The 17,310-nt window shown below is 63.1% G+C and carries 14 protein-coding genes; 9 read left to right on the forward strand and 5 right to left on the reverse strand.

The genetic code is table 11. From position 1 onward, the window contains the following. Window positions 1–16: 16 nt before the first annotated feature. Window positions 17–712, reverse strand: a complete 696-nt coding sequence (locus AC6H4Z_RS09635) for a hypothetical protein (RefSeq protein WP_497546537.1) — start codon at window positions 710–712, stop codon at window positions 17–19. A gap of 225 nt (window positions 713–937) precedes the next feature. On the opposite strand from AC6H4Z_RS09635, the gene AC6H4Z_RS09640 reads away from it, so the two are divergent. The 5 genes from AC6H4Z_RS09640 (at window position 938) to sixA (ending at window position 5,910) form a co-directional block, all read left to right on the forward strand. Beyond that, on the forward strand, window positions 938–2,524 hold the full coding sequence (locus AC6H4Z_RS09640; RefSeq protein WP_497546538.1) for a TldD/PmbA family protein: 1,587 nt from the start codon (window positions 938–940) through the stop codon (window positions 2,522–2,524). Continuing rightward, window positions 2,524–3,933, forward strand: a complete 1,410-nt coding sequence (locus tag AC6H4Z_RS09645) for a TldD/PmbA family protein (protein ID WP_497546539.1) — start codon at window positions 2,524–2,526, stop codon at window positions 3,931–3,933. The genes AC6H4Z_RS09640 and AC6H4Z_RS09645 overlap by 1 nt, the downstream gene beginning before the upstream one ends. A 73-nt stretch (window positions 3,934–4,006) precedes the next feature. Further along, window positions 4,007–4,447: a hypothetical protein gene (locus AC6H4Z_RS09650; protein WP_497546540.1), complete on the forward strand. Its 441-nt coding sequence runs from the start codon at window positions 4,007–4,009 to the stop codon at window positions 4,445–4,447. A 146-nt stretch (window positions 4,448–4,593) separates the two neighbouring features. After that, entirely contained in the window at window positions 4,594–5,304 is a 711-nt protein-coding gene (locus AC6H4Z_RS09655) for an Ig-like domain-containing protein (RefSeq protein ID WP_497546541.1), read from the forward strand. A gap of 69 nt (window positions 5,305–5,373) precedes the next feature. Then, entirely contained in the window at window positions 5,374–5,910 is a 537-nt protein-coding gene (gene sixA, locus AC6H4Z_RS09660) for a phosphohistidine phosphatase SixA (RefSeq protein ID WP_497546542.1), read from the forward strand. On the opposite strand, the gene AC6H4Z_RS09665 is transcribed toward sixA, so the two are convergent. Then, on the reverse strand, window positions 5,887–6,411 hold the full coding sequence (locus tag AC6H4Z_RS09665; protein WP_497546543.1) for a hypothetical protein: 525 nt from the start codon (window positions 6,409–6,411) through the stop codon (window positions 5,887–5,889). The genes sixA and AC6H4Z_RS09665 overlap by 24 nt on opposite strands. A gap of 248 nt (window positions 6,412–6,659) precedes the next feature. On the opposite strand from AC6H4Z_RS09665, the gene AC6H4Z_RS09670 reads away from it, so the two are divergent. Next, on the forward strand, window positions 6,660–7,319 hold the full coding sequence (locus AC6H4Z_RS09670; protein WP_497546544.1) for an OmpA family protein: 660 nt from the start codon (window positions 6,660–6,662) through the stop codon (window positions 7,317–7,319). Between the two features lie 61 nt (window positions 7,320–7,380). Here AC6H4Z_RS09670 and AC6H4Z_RS09675 read toward each other — a convergent pair whose 3' ends face one another. Then, a complete protein-coding gene (locus AC6H4Z_RS09675) occupies window positions 7,381–8,391 on the reverse strand; it encodes an alpha/beta hydrolase (protein WP_497546545.1) in 1,011 nt (336 codons plus the stop codon). An 89-nt stretch (window positions 8,392–8,480) separates the two neighbouring features. Then, the gene (locus AC6H4Z_RS09680; RefSeq protein ID WP_497546546.1) at window positions 8,481–11,651 is read right to left on the reverse strand and encodes a TonB-dependent receptor; all 3,171 of its coding nucleotides are present in this window, start codon (window positions 11,649–11,651) and stop codon (window positions 8,481–8,483) included. A gap of 171 nt (window positions 11,652–11,822) precedes the next feature. Here AC6H4Z_RS09680 and AC6H4Z_RS09685 point away from each other — a divergent pair, with 171 nt between their 5' ends. Then, window positions 11,823–12,155 (forward strand): PadR family transcriptional regulator, encoded by a 333-nt coding sequence (locus AC6H4Z_RS09685; RefSeq protein WP_497546547.1) that lies wholly within the window; start codon window positions 11,823–11,825, stop codon window positions 12,153–12,155. 8 nt (window positions 12,156–12,163) lie between these two features. Then, window positions 12,164–14,815 carry an ABC transporter permease gene (locus AC6H4Z_RS09690; RefSeq protein ID WP_497546548.1) on the forward strand — a complete coding sequence of 884 codons (2,652 nt, stop codon included), beginning with the start codon at window positions 12,164–12,166 and terminating at the stop codon, window positions 14,813–14,815. Here AC6H4Z_RS09690 and AC6H4Z_RS09695 read toward each other — a convergent pair. Then, complete coding sequence (locus tag AC6H4Z_RS09695) at window positions 14,812–15,588, reverse strand: rhomboid family intramembrane serine protease (protein ID WP_497546549.1); 777 nt, start codon at window positions 15,586–15,588, stop codon at window positions 14,812–14,814. The two genes, AC6H4Z_RS09690 and AC6H4Z_RS09695, sit on opposite strands and share 4 nt — an antisense overlap. Before the next feature lie 99 nt (window positions 15,589–15,687). On the opposite strand from AC6H4Z_RS09695, the gene AC6H4Z_RS09700 reads away from it, so the two are divergent. Further along, a complete protein-coding gene (locus AC6H4Z_RS09700; protein ID WP_497546550.1) occupies window positions 15,688–17,310 on the forward strand; it encodes a peptide chain release factor 3 in 1,623 nt (540 codons plus the stop codon).

Genomic DNA, 17,310 nt, shown 5'->3' on the forward strand with positions numbered 1-17,310 from the left:
CCGCTGAAAGGCATCATCAGTGCGCGACGAACGGGATCGACACGGTACCAAGGCGCGACCCAGAATTCGCGTCAGCGACCTCGACATTGAGCGTAAGCGTCTTCGCGTCGCGATGCAGCGCCTCGAAATAGACGAAGCCCTCCGCGCGACCTCCAGGCGAGAGCACTCCTTCCGGCAAGGCGCGTTGCACCATGTCGGTCGTCGGGAGCGCGACCTGTCGGTACCGCGTCACGTACGGCGAGTAGTACGATGCATCGTAGCCGAAGGTGCCGCCGTAGCGTGAGAAGCGCGGATACCACCGCGACAGATACGGAGCGATCGCGAACCGATTGAACCCATACACCGGATTCTCGACTGTGAATGACTGGCTCACCGTTCCGTCGATATCGTACGGTGGCATCACGGCGAATCGGTGGCCGTCAGCGTCGGTGAGCGTGATGCGGTTGTAGCGAACGAGGACTGGCTGATCGCCATTGTTATCCAACTCGATCAGGATTGGCGTGACCTTGTTCGTGAGGTCAGTCGGCTGCCACTTCCACGCTTGCGCGCGCGCCGTGACGACGACTCCCGCGGCCGACGCCCGTGCCCCGTCGCCGATTCCCGAGACACTGTTCGCCCCGGGTGCGGGGCTCAACGTCGCGATCGTCCGCGAGCACGCTGTTCCGGCAAGGGCGCCGGCGGCGCCGAGTACCATGAGTGTTTTGAGATGCATCTCCCCTCCTTCTCTCTGTGTGATCCGCCGGTGTTGTCGCGGCGGGGAACTTCACAACCACAGGGTGGGATGGTGCTGCACGATCGATACATCGCATCGTCCATGCCCGCCGAGCTGATTCGCGACGACAAGCGGGCGTGTCGCGATCGAATGTGCGGGAGAATTGGTGATTGACAGCGAGGCCTGTCGCGCGGTAGGCTCACGCATCCACTCCCTCCGAATGACATGACGACAAATCGCCGTGACTTCCTCAAGACCGGAGCTGTCGCTGCCGCGGCCCTCGCCGCGCCGCGCGTGCTCTCGGCTGCGGGTTCACCCTCCATTCTTGCGCCGCTTCCGGGCGAGACGTTCGCTGACGATCTCGTTGCGGAGGCGCTCAATGCGGCGCGCGACGCTGGGGCATCGTACGCCGACGTCCGCATTGGCCGATATCGGCGCCAGACCATCAATACACGCGAGCGCCAGATCACGGGCGTCGCCGATACGGAGTCATATGGAATCGGCGTGCGCACGATCATCAACGGCGCGTGGGGGTTTGCGGCCACCAACAACCTGACCAAGGACGGCGTCGTGAAAGTCGCGCGCGAGGCGGCTCGCCTGTCGCGCGCAACGAAGATGAAACGGCCCGTCGAATTGGCGCCAGCGCCCGTGGTCAAGGGCACGTGGATGACGCCGATCACGCGCGACCCGCTCGACGTGCCGATCGAAGAGAAGGTCGCGATGCTGTTCGCAACGAACGAGGCGGCGCTCAAGGTGAAGGGCATTCGCTTCGTGACGTCGGGCTTGCAGCTGCTTCGCGAAGTGAAGCAGTACGCCAACTCCGAGGGCACGGCGACCACGCAGACGTTCGTACGCGTCGGTCCATCCTTCGCGGCCACCGCGGTCGGCAGCAACGGCTTTACGCAGTACGAAGAAGAGCTCGCGCCGCGCGGCGCCGGGTGGGAATACGTCGCGTCGCTCGACATGCCGGGACACGCCGGTGAATGGGCGCAGATTGCCGTCGAGAAGCTCGGCGCGAAGTCCGTCGATCCGGGGCGGTACGACGTCATCATCACTCCGCAGAATCTCTGGCTCACGATCCACGAGTCGATCGGCCATCCCACGGAGCTCGATCGTGCGATGGGCTACGAAGCCAACTTCGCGGGCACGAGCTTCGTTGCACCGCCGGAAAAGATGCTCGGCAAACTCAAGTACGGATCCGAGCTGCTGAACATCCAGTGCGACCGCACGCAGGAGCAGTCGCTGTCGCGCGTGGCGTGGGACGATGAAGGCGTTGCCGCAGACAAGTGGCTCGTGATCGAGAAAGGAATCTTCAAGGATTACCAGACGACGCGCGAGCAGGCCGCATGGATCACAAAGCTGAACGGTGTGAATAAGTCGCACGGCTGTTCGTTCGCCGACTCGTGGGACAGCGTGCAGTTCCAGCGCATGCCGAACGTCTCACTGCTTCCCGGGACGAAGGAGCAGGGACTCGACGACATCATCGCGGCGACCGACCGCGGCATCGTGATCAAGAATCGCGGCTCGTGGTCGATCGATCACCAGCGATACAACTTCTCGTTCTCCGGCCAGGCGTTCTATGAAGTGCGTGGCGGCAAGATCGTCGGGATGTTGAAGGACGTGGCGTATCAGTCGAACACGCTGCAGTTCTGGGGCGCGATGGACATGATCGGCGGACCGAAGTCGTACTGGCTTGGCGGCGCGTTCACCGATGGCAAGGGCGAACCGTCGCAGTCGAACTCGATCAGTCACGGCTGTCCGCCGGCGCGCTTCCGCAACATCAACGTCGTGAACACCGGGAGGGAAGGCTGATGACGAAATCCCTCTTTGCGGCTGATACCGATTTCCTGAGTCGCGAGCAAGCGAAGGCGTTGGCCGATCAGATCCTCGCGCTCGCGAAGGCCGACGAAACGCGTGTGACCATCGCAAGCTCGTGGTCGGGCAACACGCGCTTTGCCGGCAATCAGATCACGACGAACGGCGGAACGACCGACACGATCGTCACCGTCACGTCGACGATCGGGCGTCGGCGCGCGTCGGCGCAGACGAATGTCCTCGACGCCGAGAGCCTCAAGCGCACGGTGGCGTTCGCGGAGTCGCTGGCGAAGTTGAGTCCCGAAGATCCGGAGATCATGCCGGAACTCGGGCCGCAGCAATACGCCACCGTGAACAGCTACTTCGACACGACGGCGAATCTCGGTCCGGAGACGCGCGCGTCGGCCGTCGGTCGCGCGATCGCCGCTGCCGAGCAGAGTGGAAAGGCGGCTGGTGATGTCTTTGTCGCGGGCTTTCTTCAGGCGAATGCAGGCGCGCAAGCGATTGCCACGAGTCGTGGACTATTCGCCTATCATCGTAGCACGACGAGCGACCTCGGCGTGACCGTTCGGACTCCCGATGCAACTGGTTCTGGTTGGGCACGCGGAGGTTCGCGCGACTGGACCACAGTCGATGCGGTGTCCGTTGGTCGCGTCGCAGCGCAGAAGGCTGTGAAGAGTCACGCGCCGAAAGCGGTGGAACCGGGACTGTACACGGTGATCCTCGAACCAGCGGCCGTCGGGCAGCTCATTCCGCAGTTCATTGGCGCATTCAACGCGCGCGCCAACGATGAAGGTCGCGGAACGTTCAGTAAGCAGGGCGGAGGCACCAAGCTCGGTGAGAAGATTGCCGACGAGCGCGTGACGATCTTCTCAGACCCGACCGATCCGGATCTCCTCGCGTCTCCGTTTGCGCCCGACGGCACGCCGATGAGCCGGCTCGTCTACGTCGAAAATGGCATTCTCAAGAACTTCTCGTACGATCGGTACTGGGCGCAGAAGCAAGGCAAGACGCCGACGGGCGGCGGTGGAGGTCGTGGTGGTGGCGGCGGCGGTGGAGGAGGTGGCGGTGGCGGTGCGGGTATCAAGTTCGTCGGCGGCACCAAGTCGGTCGACGAGCTGATCGCCGGGTGTACGCGCGGCATTCTCGTGACGCACTTCTTCTATATCAACTCGCTCGATCCGCGTACCGTGTTGCTCACCGGCCTCACGCGCGACGGAACGTTCCTCATCGAGAAGGGCAAGATCACGCAAGCGGTGAAGAACTTCCGTTGGAATGAGAGCCCGCTGTTCATGCTCAGCAAGATCGAAGAGATCGGTAAGGCTGAGCGTACGGGCGCGGGGCAAGTCATGCCGTCGCTTCGCGTGAAGGATTTCAACTTTGCGTCGCTGTCAGACGCAGTGTGACGTGAGTCACTAGTGCGTGAGGGATCTGCATTTAGAATTCTATATATTGCAGATCCCCACGCCCGGATGATCCATGCTCGTGAAGCAACCAGCCGACAGTCTGAATCGCCCGATCCTCCGCGGCGCGTGTGCGGTTCTCCTCGCCCTTGGAGTCGCTGGATGCGGTCTGATCACCGGGCTCCAGGGATGTAAGGCGTACGCGGCTCCGTCCTTCTCAGTCACGGTGCGGGATTCAATCACCCGCGTGCCGATCGCGTTCGGGGCAGAGGTGTCCTGGACCGGGCCTGTCTCTGGCTCAAGTCAGATTCAGTGGAATGATCCCTCGGGTCAGCCGCCGGCAGCTGGCCTCGATTCCATCTCGATCACTGGTCCGTTCGAGGCCGCTGGGAAATTTGATATCACGGTGCGAAAGACCGGATATCGCGACTGGACTGGGAGTATCAAAGTCACGGACGATGGATGTCACGTTCGACCGGTCTCAGTGACCGCACTGCTTCAGCGCATCCTGTCGTAGCCACCGCATAAGGATTCCTTGATACGCTTAACGGCGCTCCCGAGCGCGCCGTCAAAGTTGGTACCAAGTCGAAGTCCGGCCGCTGTCGATGTCGACGCCACCCGAGCCGGGTCAAGGAAACTTTCTTGTCAGCGGAGGAGTGGCACATGCAGCATCGTACAGTGAGCTCGCGCTCTCTTGGGCGCGCATTTTCGGTCGTCGCCATCAGCATCGTCGCTCTCGCCGGCGCGGCGTGCAGTGATTCGGGCAACACAGAACCGCTCGTCGCGACCAACATCGTTGTCGGCGCTGGCAGCAACGCGCAGACAGGTGTTGTCGGGCAACCGCTCGCGACACCGATCACGGTGACGATCACCGATCAGAATGGAGCGCCAATTCCCAGTGCGGTCGTCGGATGGACTGTTTCGGCGGCCGACGGAACCGTGAGCGTACCGACGTCGCAGACTGACGCCAATGGCGTTGCATCGATCACGTGGACATTGGGCACGACAGCAGGAATCGATTCGCTCATCGTGGCGCTTCCGGGCGGGACGACGACCACGATCACGGCAACCGCGGCGGCCGCAGGTCTCGCGTCGCTCTCTGTTCTGAGCGGCAATGGGCAAAGCGTGACCGCCGGTTCGGCCACGGCACCACTCGTTGTGAAAGCGGTCGACCAGTTCGGCAATCCCGTACCCAACGTGAGCGTCGGATGGATGGTGGCCGGAGGTGGGACGCTGAGTGCATCGACCTCGATCACCGATGCGACTGGCCAAACGCAGGTCACGCTGACCACTGATCCATCTCCTGCGACGTATGCGGTGACCGCGACATCGGGTGGCGCGGCGATCGCTTCGTTCACGATAAGCGGAACCTGAGTCGCGTCGAGAACGCTCGCGACGGAATGGGTCGTATATTCCCCGAAGCCCATTCCGTCCGAGCGTGATATGAAACTCCTTGTCATCAGGCACGGCATCGCTGGCGACGCCGAGGAATTTGCCGCGAGTGGACGCAGCGACGACGAGCGTCCGCTCACGGATGAGGGCATGCGCGAAATGGCGCTCGTGGCAGCAGGGCTCAGGTCGATCATCGATCAAGTCGATATGCTCGTGCCGAGCACACTCGTGCGCGCGCGACAGACGGCAACGATCGTCGCGAACGCCTATCGCATGGACGTCGACGAACCGATCAACATTCTCCAACCCACGAGCCCGCTCGATGGATTCGCGAAGTGGGCGAGTGCGCTATCCTCACGGAATACGATCGCCATCGTCGGACACAATCCGCATCTCTCGCGACTCGTCACCTGGCTGATCAGTGGTGAGGACACCGAGGGCATAGCGCTCAAGAAGGGCGGAGCAGCGCTATTGAAGTTTGATGATACCGTGGCCCCCGGTGCCGCGACGCTGCGCTGGCTCATGACGCCGGCGCAGCTCATCGCGTTTGGCGAACGTGGACGACTAGCGACTAGCGCGCTCAGCTAATAGCGCCTGCGCAGCCTCGATCGCCTGGCTCCGCTCGAGCAGTGCGCGCGCAACATCCGGCGCACGTTGCTGCGCGAGAGCCGTGAGCGCGGCGAGATACTCCATCAGGTCCGACGCTGATAGACCGTGCACGCCGTCTTTCCACAGCGTGACGAGGCGCCAACGTCCCCGCCATGTGCGGTGCGAGAGGATCTTCACCTGATCGTGCTCGTCGAGCACCAGCGCACCGCTGAGTCCGCGAATGCTCGGCGTCTCTGCTTCCGCGAGATGACGGCCGGTCAGCGCCCAATGACCAATGCGTCCCTGTCGCGCGGGAAGCGTATCGGCTGAGACCGGTACGAGCTCGAGCACATTCCGCATTACGAGTACTGCCGCGGCGAGCGCGGCTATTCGCAGCTCTTCAGCCGCGGTGAGCTCGGTGAGATACCGGTTGATCTGCGTGCAGCGCGCGACCAGGTCGGCAAGGGCGCGAGGAGTAGGGGCAAGAACCGGATGCTGCATGACGACTCGGCTGCTAGAAAAAACAGGGGCGCGTCGGCGTACCGTCGCACATCGAAGACACTACCCCGAGGCGCATCATGAGTGCCGCGAGAACAGCGCGCGTCAACGTACCGATCGGGCAGAGCGAGGTCGCGCGTAGGGGTCACAGGGCTCGCGTGACTGATATCACAATCGTGATATCGGTGCTCGCTTTTTGCTTTGTACACGCTCAGACCACTTCCGCCAACCCAATAGAGGAGATTCAACACATGCGTTATCACGGCGGATCGATGCTCGCCTGTGCCGGCACCCTCGCGCTGCTCTCCGGATGTGCGACATCCGGCGCGCTACGTCGCGCCACGGAGCAGCAAGAAGCGGCGCTGAACGCCGAACGGGCGCAACGCGTCGAGAGTGACAGCGCGCTGCGACGAGAGCTCGCGCAACAGTTGGGCGAAGTACGCGGCGACATCGTTGCGCTGCGCAACGAGCTCAAGGCAATGCGTACGGACTTCGGTGCGAAGATCGCCGCGCTCGAGAACGGACTGCAGTTCGCGATGCCGGTGAACTTTGCGTTCAACGATGCGATGGTGCGACCGGAGGACGTCCCGGTACTCACGCGCTTTTCGCAGATCGTGTCGAAGTACTATCCAGGATCGAAGGTCACCATCGAAGGCTTCGCCGATCCGGCGGGATCAGCACGGTACAACGTTGCACTGTCCGAGCGTCGCGCGGTCTCTGTACGTGACTACCTCGTGACCAAGGGCCTGACGAGCAATCAGCTCAACGTCGTCGGCTACGGAAAGACGCGACTCGTCACGCCAGGCGCATCGGGGAATACTCCGGGCGCCGAGTTGAACCGACGTGTCGTGTTCGTGATCGAAACGCGTCCAGTGAAGAGCGTGGCGCTCGCGACGCCGGCTACCAAGTAACAGCCTGCTCGTGTAGCGTGGTCCCGCGCTCACTGCATTGCGCAGTGGGCGCGGTTCGCGTTTACTCGTGTGGCGACGCGCGCTCTGCCGTCCGTCCCCAGTCGGAGACGAAGAACCGATAGGGCGCCGTGGTCGGCATCTGCGTTCCGCGAGCCATCGCTTCGACGACAGGAAGCACGAGCTCGAGGTTGCCTCCTCTCGCGGTCGTTTCCATCACGTTGTGTGGAAGGCGCAGCGCCCCGGGAAACTGATACACCGAAACGAGGGACGGCCCTTCAGTCCAGCGACGCGCAAGATCGAGCGATGCCGCGTCGTTCACCGTGTGATCGTTCTCATTGAGCAGGAACATGATCTGGTGCGCGCCCGCTGGAAATGTCGCCGCATCGGCGCGGATGGCGTCGCCAAGACGAAGTACCTGAGCGAGACCGCGCGTTGTGATGCCTTGGATGTAGTCGGGGCGCTCCGAGTCCGGCGCCTCACTGCGCGTGACATTGGGCAGGCGCGTACCGGCGACGAGGAGCACCCGGGCGATCTCATCTGACACTCGTCCAGGGGCAATCGCGGGCGCAATCAGCACAACGCGATGCACGTCGTCGCGTCGCTGCGCGATCGATGCGGCAACGTTTCCGCCAGCGCTCAGCCCGACGACGATGATCGTATCGCCAAGCCCACGCGCAATGTCGATCGTCGAATCGCCGAACGCTGCGAGCTCGCCGGCCGTGACGCGAGTGAGTGCGCGCATGCGCGCCTGCACTTCTGCGTGATGCGGCAGACGCGGGATGTAGACATTGTCGCCCGTCGCAAAGAGCCGCTGGCCGAGCGCGGCGAATTGTGTTGGCGAATCGGTGAAGCCGTGCAACAGCACGTACACACACGACGTGCGATCGCCATGACCAAGAAGGATCGAGCGCCCGCCGATCGCGACGACGCTGTCGTCCTCTGCCTGTCGAAGCTGCGCTCGCGCGACAGCGGTCGAATAGTCCTGCGCGGGCGACGACGGCCGTTTAGCCGGGCCGAATGCAACGGTACCGAGGAGTGCTGCGCCAGCAACCGCGGAGATGAGGGCGTACATGGTGCGCGTTGAGAGTCGTACAAGAACGGCCGGTCCCTGAGTACTACGGGCCGGCCGTTCCCATGTTTCGCACCCCGAGCTACCCCCGATCAGAAACCGTAGCGAACCGCCAACTGTAGCTGATACGGGTTTCCGCCCTTTTGCAGCACACCGAAGTTCTCATTCACGGTGTACGTGTACTGCTTCGTGGCCTGGTTGAAGCCAACGACGTTGAGCAACGGAATTCGCTGCACCACAGGGTTCTGATTCGAGATCCCGACCGGCAGCTGATATTCGGCGCCCCAGTTCTTGTTGAGCAGGTTGGCAACGTTGAACACGTCGAGGCCAATCTCGGCGTACTGGCCCCGAATCGATTTGATCGTCTTGGCGAAGCGCAGGTCGATTCGTTCGGTCCACGGGGCGAACGCGCCGTTGCGCGATGCAATCTGGCCGAGGTTCGCGCGCAGATAATCGCGGGCGACGTTGTTTGGATTGTCGAGGACTTTGCGCATCGACGCCGCCACGGCCGCCGGAGTCGACGGATCATTCGGATCGAAGACGAACGCGAGGTCGTTGCTCGTCGCTTCGTCGCCGTTGATGTCGCCATTTACGATCGCCGAGAAGGGGCGGCCGTTCGAGCCGACGTATCGTCCGCCAACGAGCACGCCCCAACCGACAGGAATAGAGCCGGCGACGACGAACTTGTGCCGGAAGTCGAGATCCGATGGTCCCCACGAGCCGGAGAGATCGCGCGGATCGCTCTTGATCGCCGTGTACGTCGTCGACGTGCGCGCGAGGCAGCAGCCGAAGCTCGTGTTGTCAACGGCCCGGTTGTGAGTGTACGACGCATCGATCGTCGCGTTCAGCGGAAGCCGTGCTGTGGCTTCGACAATTGCGGCGTTGTCGTGTCCTTCACCCGTGCTCGTCAACTCCAACACACGGCCGAGTGCCGGCGCCGCGAGCGCATTCGCGTTGAGCGTGCGCCCTGCGGCGTCGATCGTCGTTGCCGGAACGAACACGGCGCGATTGCTCTCGTTGCTCAGCGTGAAGGCCGGCGATGTGCGCAGATTGCGATCGACGTACATGTAGTTGTCCGTCGTGCGCGAGTAGAGCAGGGTACCGGTGAGCGTGAGTCGTTCCCCAAGTTGCCGGCGATACGTCGCGTTGGCCTTCCACACGCTCGGCGTGCGGAAGTCGGGGTCGACGAGATTGACGTACGGCGCCGGCGCCGCTGAACCGGCAGGCAATCCCGGGTTAGTCGCCGAGTTGGCGCGATACGATGCGTAGTCGGGGATCGGAATCGCCGCGCCGCTGAGCGTGATGTCGGCGATGCGCGCACCGTTGTTCAGTAGTTGATTGTGCTGCACGTAATAGGGCGCTTGCTCGGCGAACCGTCCCGCGCCAACGCGGATGACGTCGCGCCCCGTACCGTTGATGTCCCACGTGATCTGCGCGCGGGGCTGGAACTTGGTCCAGTCGGTTGGACTGCGATCGGTGCGTTCGCCGAGCACCTGTTCGACGAGCGGAGTGCGCGCCGGCTTTGTGAGGAACGCGGTGCCGTCCCAGCGAAGACCGAGCATGGCGCTGATGTTGGAGCGCGGGCGCCACTCTGCCTGCGTGAACGCGCCCAACTCGAGCACACTCTGATGCGTTGTCGGCTGCGCCTCGGCGAGAGGCAACGTACGGCTGTATCGAAAGGCGCGCTTAGCCTCGAGATCGGCGAGCGAATTGAACTCGAACAGACCGCTCTGCGACTCGGCGATGTAGGTGGACATACGGCTCAGCGTGTTGTCGGTGCCGATTGTCCAAAGGACGTCGCCGCGCTGGATGTAGGCGTGATCGATGAGCTGTGTCTCGAATTCGCGGCTGTCGTCTGGCGCGAGGCGATTGCCGCCGAATTGCACGCGAACGTCGCCGTTGGTGCCGCCGGCGAGCTTGGACTGAATGCGTACGAAGCCGCGCGGCGCCGAGCTGTTCGGCGTGAGCTTACGGTTCGAAGTAGAGACGCCGATCTTGAACTCATTCTGCAGCCCCGACGCGAACGTCGAATGCAGCGACGCGAGCGACAGGTTTTCCGACGTTCGATAGTTCGAGCGTCCGTCGTAGAGCGTGATCGGTTGATCGACGCCGCCGCTGAGCGGACTGTCCCACCCGCTGTAGTCGTTCGTGAGACTCAGCGTATGATGATCATTGAGGCTCCACGTGAGACTTGCGAATGCGGTGTTGGCGACGGGCTGGCGATCGAGTCGCCCGACTTGCGACCGCGTCGTATCGAGTGCGTAGCTGGTGCTCAGGATCTTCACTAGGCGGGCGAGCGAGTCGCGCGCGATGCCACTCGAGACTTCATCGCCCGGCGTCTGCACGAAGCCAGAGAAGAGCGGCTCGTTCGAGTTCCAGCGATCGAGCGCGATGAACATGTGCACCTTGTCGCGCACGATCGGACCGCCGACGCTGCCGCCCCACTGCGTTGCCGAGAATTGGCGCTGCGCACGCGAACGCGATTGAAAGTCCTGGCTCGCCGTGAGGTCGCTCGCGCGATAGTACGTGAACGCCGAGCCCGACCACGTGTTCGTTCCCGTCTTCGTTGCGGCACGCACGGAGCCGCCGCCCTGTCGACCCTGTGTCACGTCGTATACGGACGTCGTGACTTCGAATTCGCGGATCGCTTCCATCGATAACGTGAAAGGCCCCGCGCCGAACTCGCCTGCGCGAAGCATGTTACGCGCTTGCGCTCCGTCGACGCGAATGTCCGTCGACGTCCAACGTTGTCCGAGGAGCGACGACTGAACTCCGGTCGTTGGCGCGAGCGCGGCGAGATCGGTGAAGTTGCGGTTGACGGCCGGCACCGCCTCGAGCTGTTCGCCCGTGATATGCGAATTCGCCCCCATGCTCGGCGCGCGCCGTTCTCCCGCGCTGCCAATGACGACAACGGGCGCGAGTTCGGCGGCCGCACGTCCCATGATCACATCGACGACGATGCGGCGTCCGAGCGTGAGTTGATACCCGCTACGCGTTTCGGAGCGATAGCCGACGTGCCGCATGGTCAGCGTGTACGGTCCGCCGAGCGGAAGTTGGAGAAACGCGAAGCGGCCGGTGGATGTTGTCTGAACGGTCCACGACACGCCGGTTTCGAGATTCTTTGCCGTGACTGCGGCGCCGGTTAATCCCGTGCCGCTGGAATCACGAACGCTGCCGAGAATCGCGGCATCGACGGTTTGTGCACGGCCGATTGTCGGGACGAGGAGGCTGGCGACAGCGACAGCAAGGACAAATACGCGCATTGGGTGGATGCGAGAGGGGAGTGGGGCGCCTTCTATCTTGGCGAGCGATGTACCGGCGTGAATATATCGCGCTGCGGTCTCGCCGCACGCCGCACGCGCCACGCCACACGCCACTCCTGTTGACTTCCTACAGGACGATTTCTACGTTCTGTAGAAACTCGACAGAACCCCATGGGCAACGACCAAGCTGACGTCCTTCGCGGCACGCTCGATCTCCTGATTCTCAAAACTCTGACGCTCGAACCCATGCACGGGTGGGGCATCAGCGCGCGTATTCAACAATTCTCGCGCGGCGTTCTCGACGTCAATCAGGGCTCACTCTATCCAGCCCTGCAGCGCCTCGAGCAGCGCGGTTGCATCGAAAGCGATTGGCGCACGACGGAGAACAACCGTCGCGCCAAGTACTACCAGCTCACGACTGCCGGCCGTCGTGCCGTCGGTGCAGAAACCGCAAGCTGGCGGCGCTACGTCGAAGCCGTCGAACTGATTCTCGATATCGCGTAGAGGGACGTATGGGTGTTCTTAAAGGATTGCGGGCGCGCATTCGCGCGTTGACGCATCCCTTGTCTGCCGATCTCGAGCTCAGCGAAGAAATTCGCTTTCACATCGAGCTCGAGACGGAAAAGAACCGGCGCGCTGGAATGTCGGAGTACGAAGCGAGGCGGGTGGCGATGGTACACTTTGGCGGAGTGCAACGAGTGCGCGAAGAACATCACGATGTCCGCAGACTGCAGTGGCTCGAGGACTTTGCCAGCGACATGCGCTTCGCGTTGCGATCGCTGCGACGCACGCCCGGTCTTGCGATTGCCGCGATTGTCACGCTCGCCCTCGGCATCGGCGCGAACGTCGCCATTTTCTCAGCGGTCAACGCCGTCGTGCTGCAGCCGTTGCCGCTGCCGCAGCAGGATCGCCTCGTGATGATTTCCGAGGAGAATCCAGAAAAGGGATGGCACCTCAACGTTGCCGCGCCGGCGAACTATCTCGATTGGCGTGAGCAGGTGCCGGCGTTTCAAGACGCTGCCGCATATGCTTCGTGGCAATCGCATCCCGTGCTCACGGGCTACGGCGACACGCGTCTCCTCTCTGGCGCTACGGTCACCGGCAACTTCTTCACGACGCTCGGCATCAAGCCGCTGCTCGGCCGTGGACTACGCGATGAGGATACGTGGATCACGCCGACTCCAACGGTCATTAGCTATCGAGCGTGGCGCGACGTATTCGGCGGTGACTCATCAGTAGTTGGACGAACGATTCAGATCAACGGACGCGGCGTTCCAGTGGTCGGCGTCATGCCGCCTGGCGTCGAGTTTCCCTATGAGAAAACCGATCTCTGGTCGTCGATTGGCTGGACACCATCGCAGCGCACTGACGTGTCGTTTCGCCGAGCGCATTGGCTGCGCGTGATTGCGAAATTGAAGCCTGGCATCACCGTCGAAGCCGCCGATGCGCAGTTGCAAACCGTCGTCGAGCGACTCAAGAAGCAGTATCCGGCCACGAATCGCGTGATGGGCGCCGGCCTCATGTCGCTCCATCGCTTCCTTGTCGGCGACACTCGGCTCCCGTTGCTCGTCCTGCTTGCGTCTGTCGCACTGCTTCTATTGATCGCGTGTGCAAACGTTGGAAGTCTCTTGTTGGTGCAGGCCGCAGCGCGTGAGCGCGAAGGTGCGGTGCGTCTCGCGCTCGGCGCCGGAACATTCCGGTTGGTTCGACAGGCATTGGCCGAGAGTCTGGTGCTGTCGCTGGCGGGCGGAGCGTGCGGTCTGTTGCTCGGTTGGGCAGGGACGCACGTCCTTGAAGGAATGCAGCCGCCGAACATGCTCCGCGTCAGTCACTTCAGCGTCGATCGAACAGTGCTGCTGTTCGTCACGCTCATCTCATGCGTGAGCGGAATGCTGTTCGCTGTCGCGCCGGCACTGCGTGCGCGTCGACGCGACCCGGCGGACGCGCTCTCTGGCGGCGCGCGCGGCGGCACGCAGGGCAAACGTGCGCGACGCTGGGGCGACGCACTCGTCATTTCCGAAGTCGCGATCGCGCTGATGCTGACGATTGGCGCGGGTCTGCTCGGGCGCAGTCTGTGGCGCTTGCGACAGGTCGAGCCCGGCTTCGATCCGAATGGTGTAATAGCGGTACAGATCGGACTGAATCGCACTTACGACAGCGCGACGGTCGCGAACGCGTTTTGGAATCAGGTCATGGAGCGCGCCAAGGCGATTCCTGGCGTGACGAAGGCGGCGCACGCGAGCAGCCTGCCGCTCATGGGCTTCTCCTATACGAGCGACTTCATTGCGGCGGATCGTCCGGCCGACGGTTACGGAGTGGAAGTCGCGCATCGCAGCGTGTCGCGCGATTACTTCGCCGCCATGAAGGTGCCGGTCATTCGCGGACGCGCATTCACGGCCGAAGATCGCATCGGAAGTCCGCGCGTCGTGCTGATCAACGAGCGTCTCGCCAAGACGTACTTCAAGAACCAGGATCCGATTGGCCAGCGCGTCACCTTCGACAAGGTGCCGAACGAGCGCTCCACATGGCGGACGATCGTCGGTGTTGTTGGCGACGAGCATCAGGCCGCGCTCGACGCAACGCCGCAGATCGAGTTCCTCGATCCGATCGAGCAGGAGCCGTGGGGCTCGGACTATCTCGTCGTGCGTACGACGGGAGACGTGGCCCAACTGGCGCCGGCAATTCGACGAATCGTCCACGACATCGACGCGTCGCTCGTGATCACGTCGAGCAAGCCGATGACCGAGATTCGTGATGCATCGCTCGCACGCGCGCGCTTCCTCACGACGCTGCTCGCATCGTTCGCCGTCGTGGGGCTCGTGCTGTCGATCGTGGGTGTATACGGCTTGCTCGCGCAGCTCGCCCGCAATCGCACGCGCGAAATGGGCATTCGTCTCGCGCTCGGATCGCCGCGTTCGCGCGTGCGCTGGCTCGTGGTTCGCCGAGGGTTGATCGTCACCGCGGCAGGACTGTGCATTGGTGGCGCCGCCGCGCTGCTTGCGACGCGCGCCATGAGCAAGCTGCTCTTCCAGACGCCGCCGAACGATCCGGCTACAATCGTTGGCGTTGCGCTATTGCTCGCGGCCACGAGCGCGCTGGCGTCGTGGCTGCCGGCAGTGCGCGCCAGCCGTGCCGACCCGGCGAGCGCGCTGCGCGCCGACTAAGTCGGCGGCGGAATTCGATCGTCGGGCGGCACGAAGTTCGAGAGAAACAGCCGCTCCTCGGGTGTGAGACTGTTCAGGCCTTTCGCGCTGATCTTGTCGAGGATGCGGTTGACTTCGTCGCGATTCACTTCGTGGATGGACGTCGTCTTGATCTGCTTGTAGTTCGAGAGAACATCCTTCCCAACGGGCGCAACGGTCTTCGTTCGGAACTTCTTCACACCCGCGCGCCGCTCGATGTACTTGAGGTAGAGCCAACCGCCGACGAATCCGCCGAGGTGAGCGAAGTCGGCGACGCCGCCACGTGAGCCGTTGAAACCGCTCCACAGCGCCATGGCAGCCATGAGCATCACGGCAAAGCGCGCCTGCAGCGGAAGGAAGAAGAAGAACAGGATCTGGACGTCGGGCCAGTAGCGCGCGAAGGCGAGCATCACGCCGAACACGGCCGCTGATGCGCCCACGACTGACGCGAACGGCGCGAAGATGAACGAGAACGCCGCGCCGAAGACGCCGCTGATCAGATACAGCGTGATGAATTTCTGCGATCCCAGCCGCTCCTCCACGCGAGGCCCAAAGAAATACAGGCCGAGCATGTTGAACAGGATGTGCGTGATCCCGTTCGGGTCGTGGAGGAACATGTACGTCAGAATCGTCCACGGCTGATAGAGGACGGCCCGCGGAGTGAACTCCAGCAGGGGCACGAGTCCCCGAACCGTCTGCTCGAGAAAGAAGACGATGACGTTGGCGATGATCAGTCGTTTGACCCAAGGGGTCACGGGCGAGGCTCCTTCAGAGAGGAATCGTCGTTAAATTACCAGCCGTGGCCGAGGGCGTGATCCTGCGGGATCAGGCCCTCGATGCGTTCTACTCCTCCAATGAAGGTAGTTCCGTTGTCGCTCGAGCTCGATAGCCGATTGCAGGAGGCGGTTCGAACCCGCCGGACCTTCGCGATCATCAGCCATCCCGACGCCGGCAAAACGACCCTGACGGAGAAGCTCCTCCTGTACGGCGGAGCCATCCATCTGGCAGGGTCGGTCAAGTCGCGTCGAGCGGCGAGGCATGCGACGTCGGACTGGATGAAGCTCGAGCAGGAACGCGGCATTTCGGTCACGTCGAGCGTGATGCAGTTCGAGTACGAAGGCTACCACATCAATCTGCTCGACACGCCTGGCCACGAGGACTTCTCCGAGGACACCTATCGGACTCTCGTCGCCGCCGATAGCGCGGTCATGCTGCTCGACAACCGCAAGGGTGTGGAAGATCGGACGCGGCAGCTGTTCAACGTCTGCAAACGGCGCCGGACGCCGATCTTCACCTTCGTCAACAAATGCGACCGCGTCGGCGAAGATCCGCTCAAGCTCGTCAGCGACGTCGAGGCGGATCTCGATATCGCCTGTCATCCCATCACGTGGCCGATTCACCGCGACGGTGCGTTCGTCGGCGTGTATGACCGCCGCCTGAAGCAGGTGCACCTGTTCGAGCGCTCCGAGGATCACGGCGCGCGTCGCGCCGAAGAGCACACCGGTTCGCTCGAAGATCCCGCGCTACGCGAACTCCTCGGCGAAGAGGCGCACGCGCGTCTGGTCGCGGATATCGGCTTGCTCGACGAAGCCGGTCATCCGTTCGACGAAGCGGCGGTGCTGTCGGGCGAGCTGTCGCCGGTGTTCTTCGGAAGCGCGCTCACGAACTTCGGCGTCGAGCCGTTTCTGCGCGAGTTTCTCGAGTTGGCGCCCGAACCGGCGCCGCGCGAATCGACGACGGGAACGATCAATCCGACCGACGAACAGTTCACGGGCTTCGTGTTCAAGATCCAGGCGAACATGGACGCAAAGCATCGCGATCGCGTCGCGTTCGTTCGCATCTGTTCGGGGCGGTTCGAGGCGGGAATGCCCGTGAAGCACGTTCGCACCGGCAAGATGATGCGCCTCGCGTCGCCGCAGCAGTTCATGGCGCGCGAACGCACTGCGGTCGAAGAAGCGTGGCCCGGTGACGTGATCGGCGTGATGGACCGCGGCACGCTGCGCATTGGCGACTCACTCTCGACGGGCGCCGATCTCTCGTTCAGCGACATTCCGCGCTTTGCGCCGGAACACTTTGCGCGCATCATCCTGTCCGATCCGATGAAGCGAAAGCAGCTCGACACGGGGCTGCGACAGCTCACCGAAGAAGGTGCGGCGCAGGTGTTCTACACGTCGGGTACGGAGACGTCGGGACCGACGCCAATCGTTGGCGCGGTGGGAATGCTGCAGTTCGACGTCATGCTGCACCGTCTCGAGCACGAGTACGGCGCCGCGTGTCGCATCGAGAAAATCTCAGCGCGCTATCCGCGCTGGGTCACCGGGCCGCAGGATGAAATCGAACGCATCGCGCGCGATCGCGGCCGCATGTTGCTGTACGATGCCAAGGGCTATCCGCTGATCCTGTTCGAGGATTCGTGGGGACTTCGTTGGGCGCTCGAGCGTGAGAAGGACGTCCAGTTCCACGAAGTCTCGCCGTAG

The sequence above is a fragment of the Leucogemmata humicola genome (assembly GCF_055379415.1).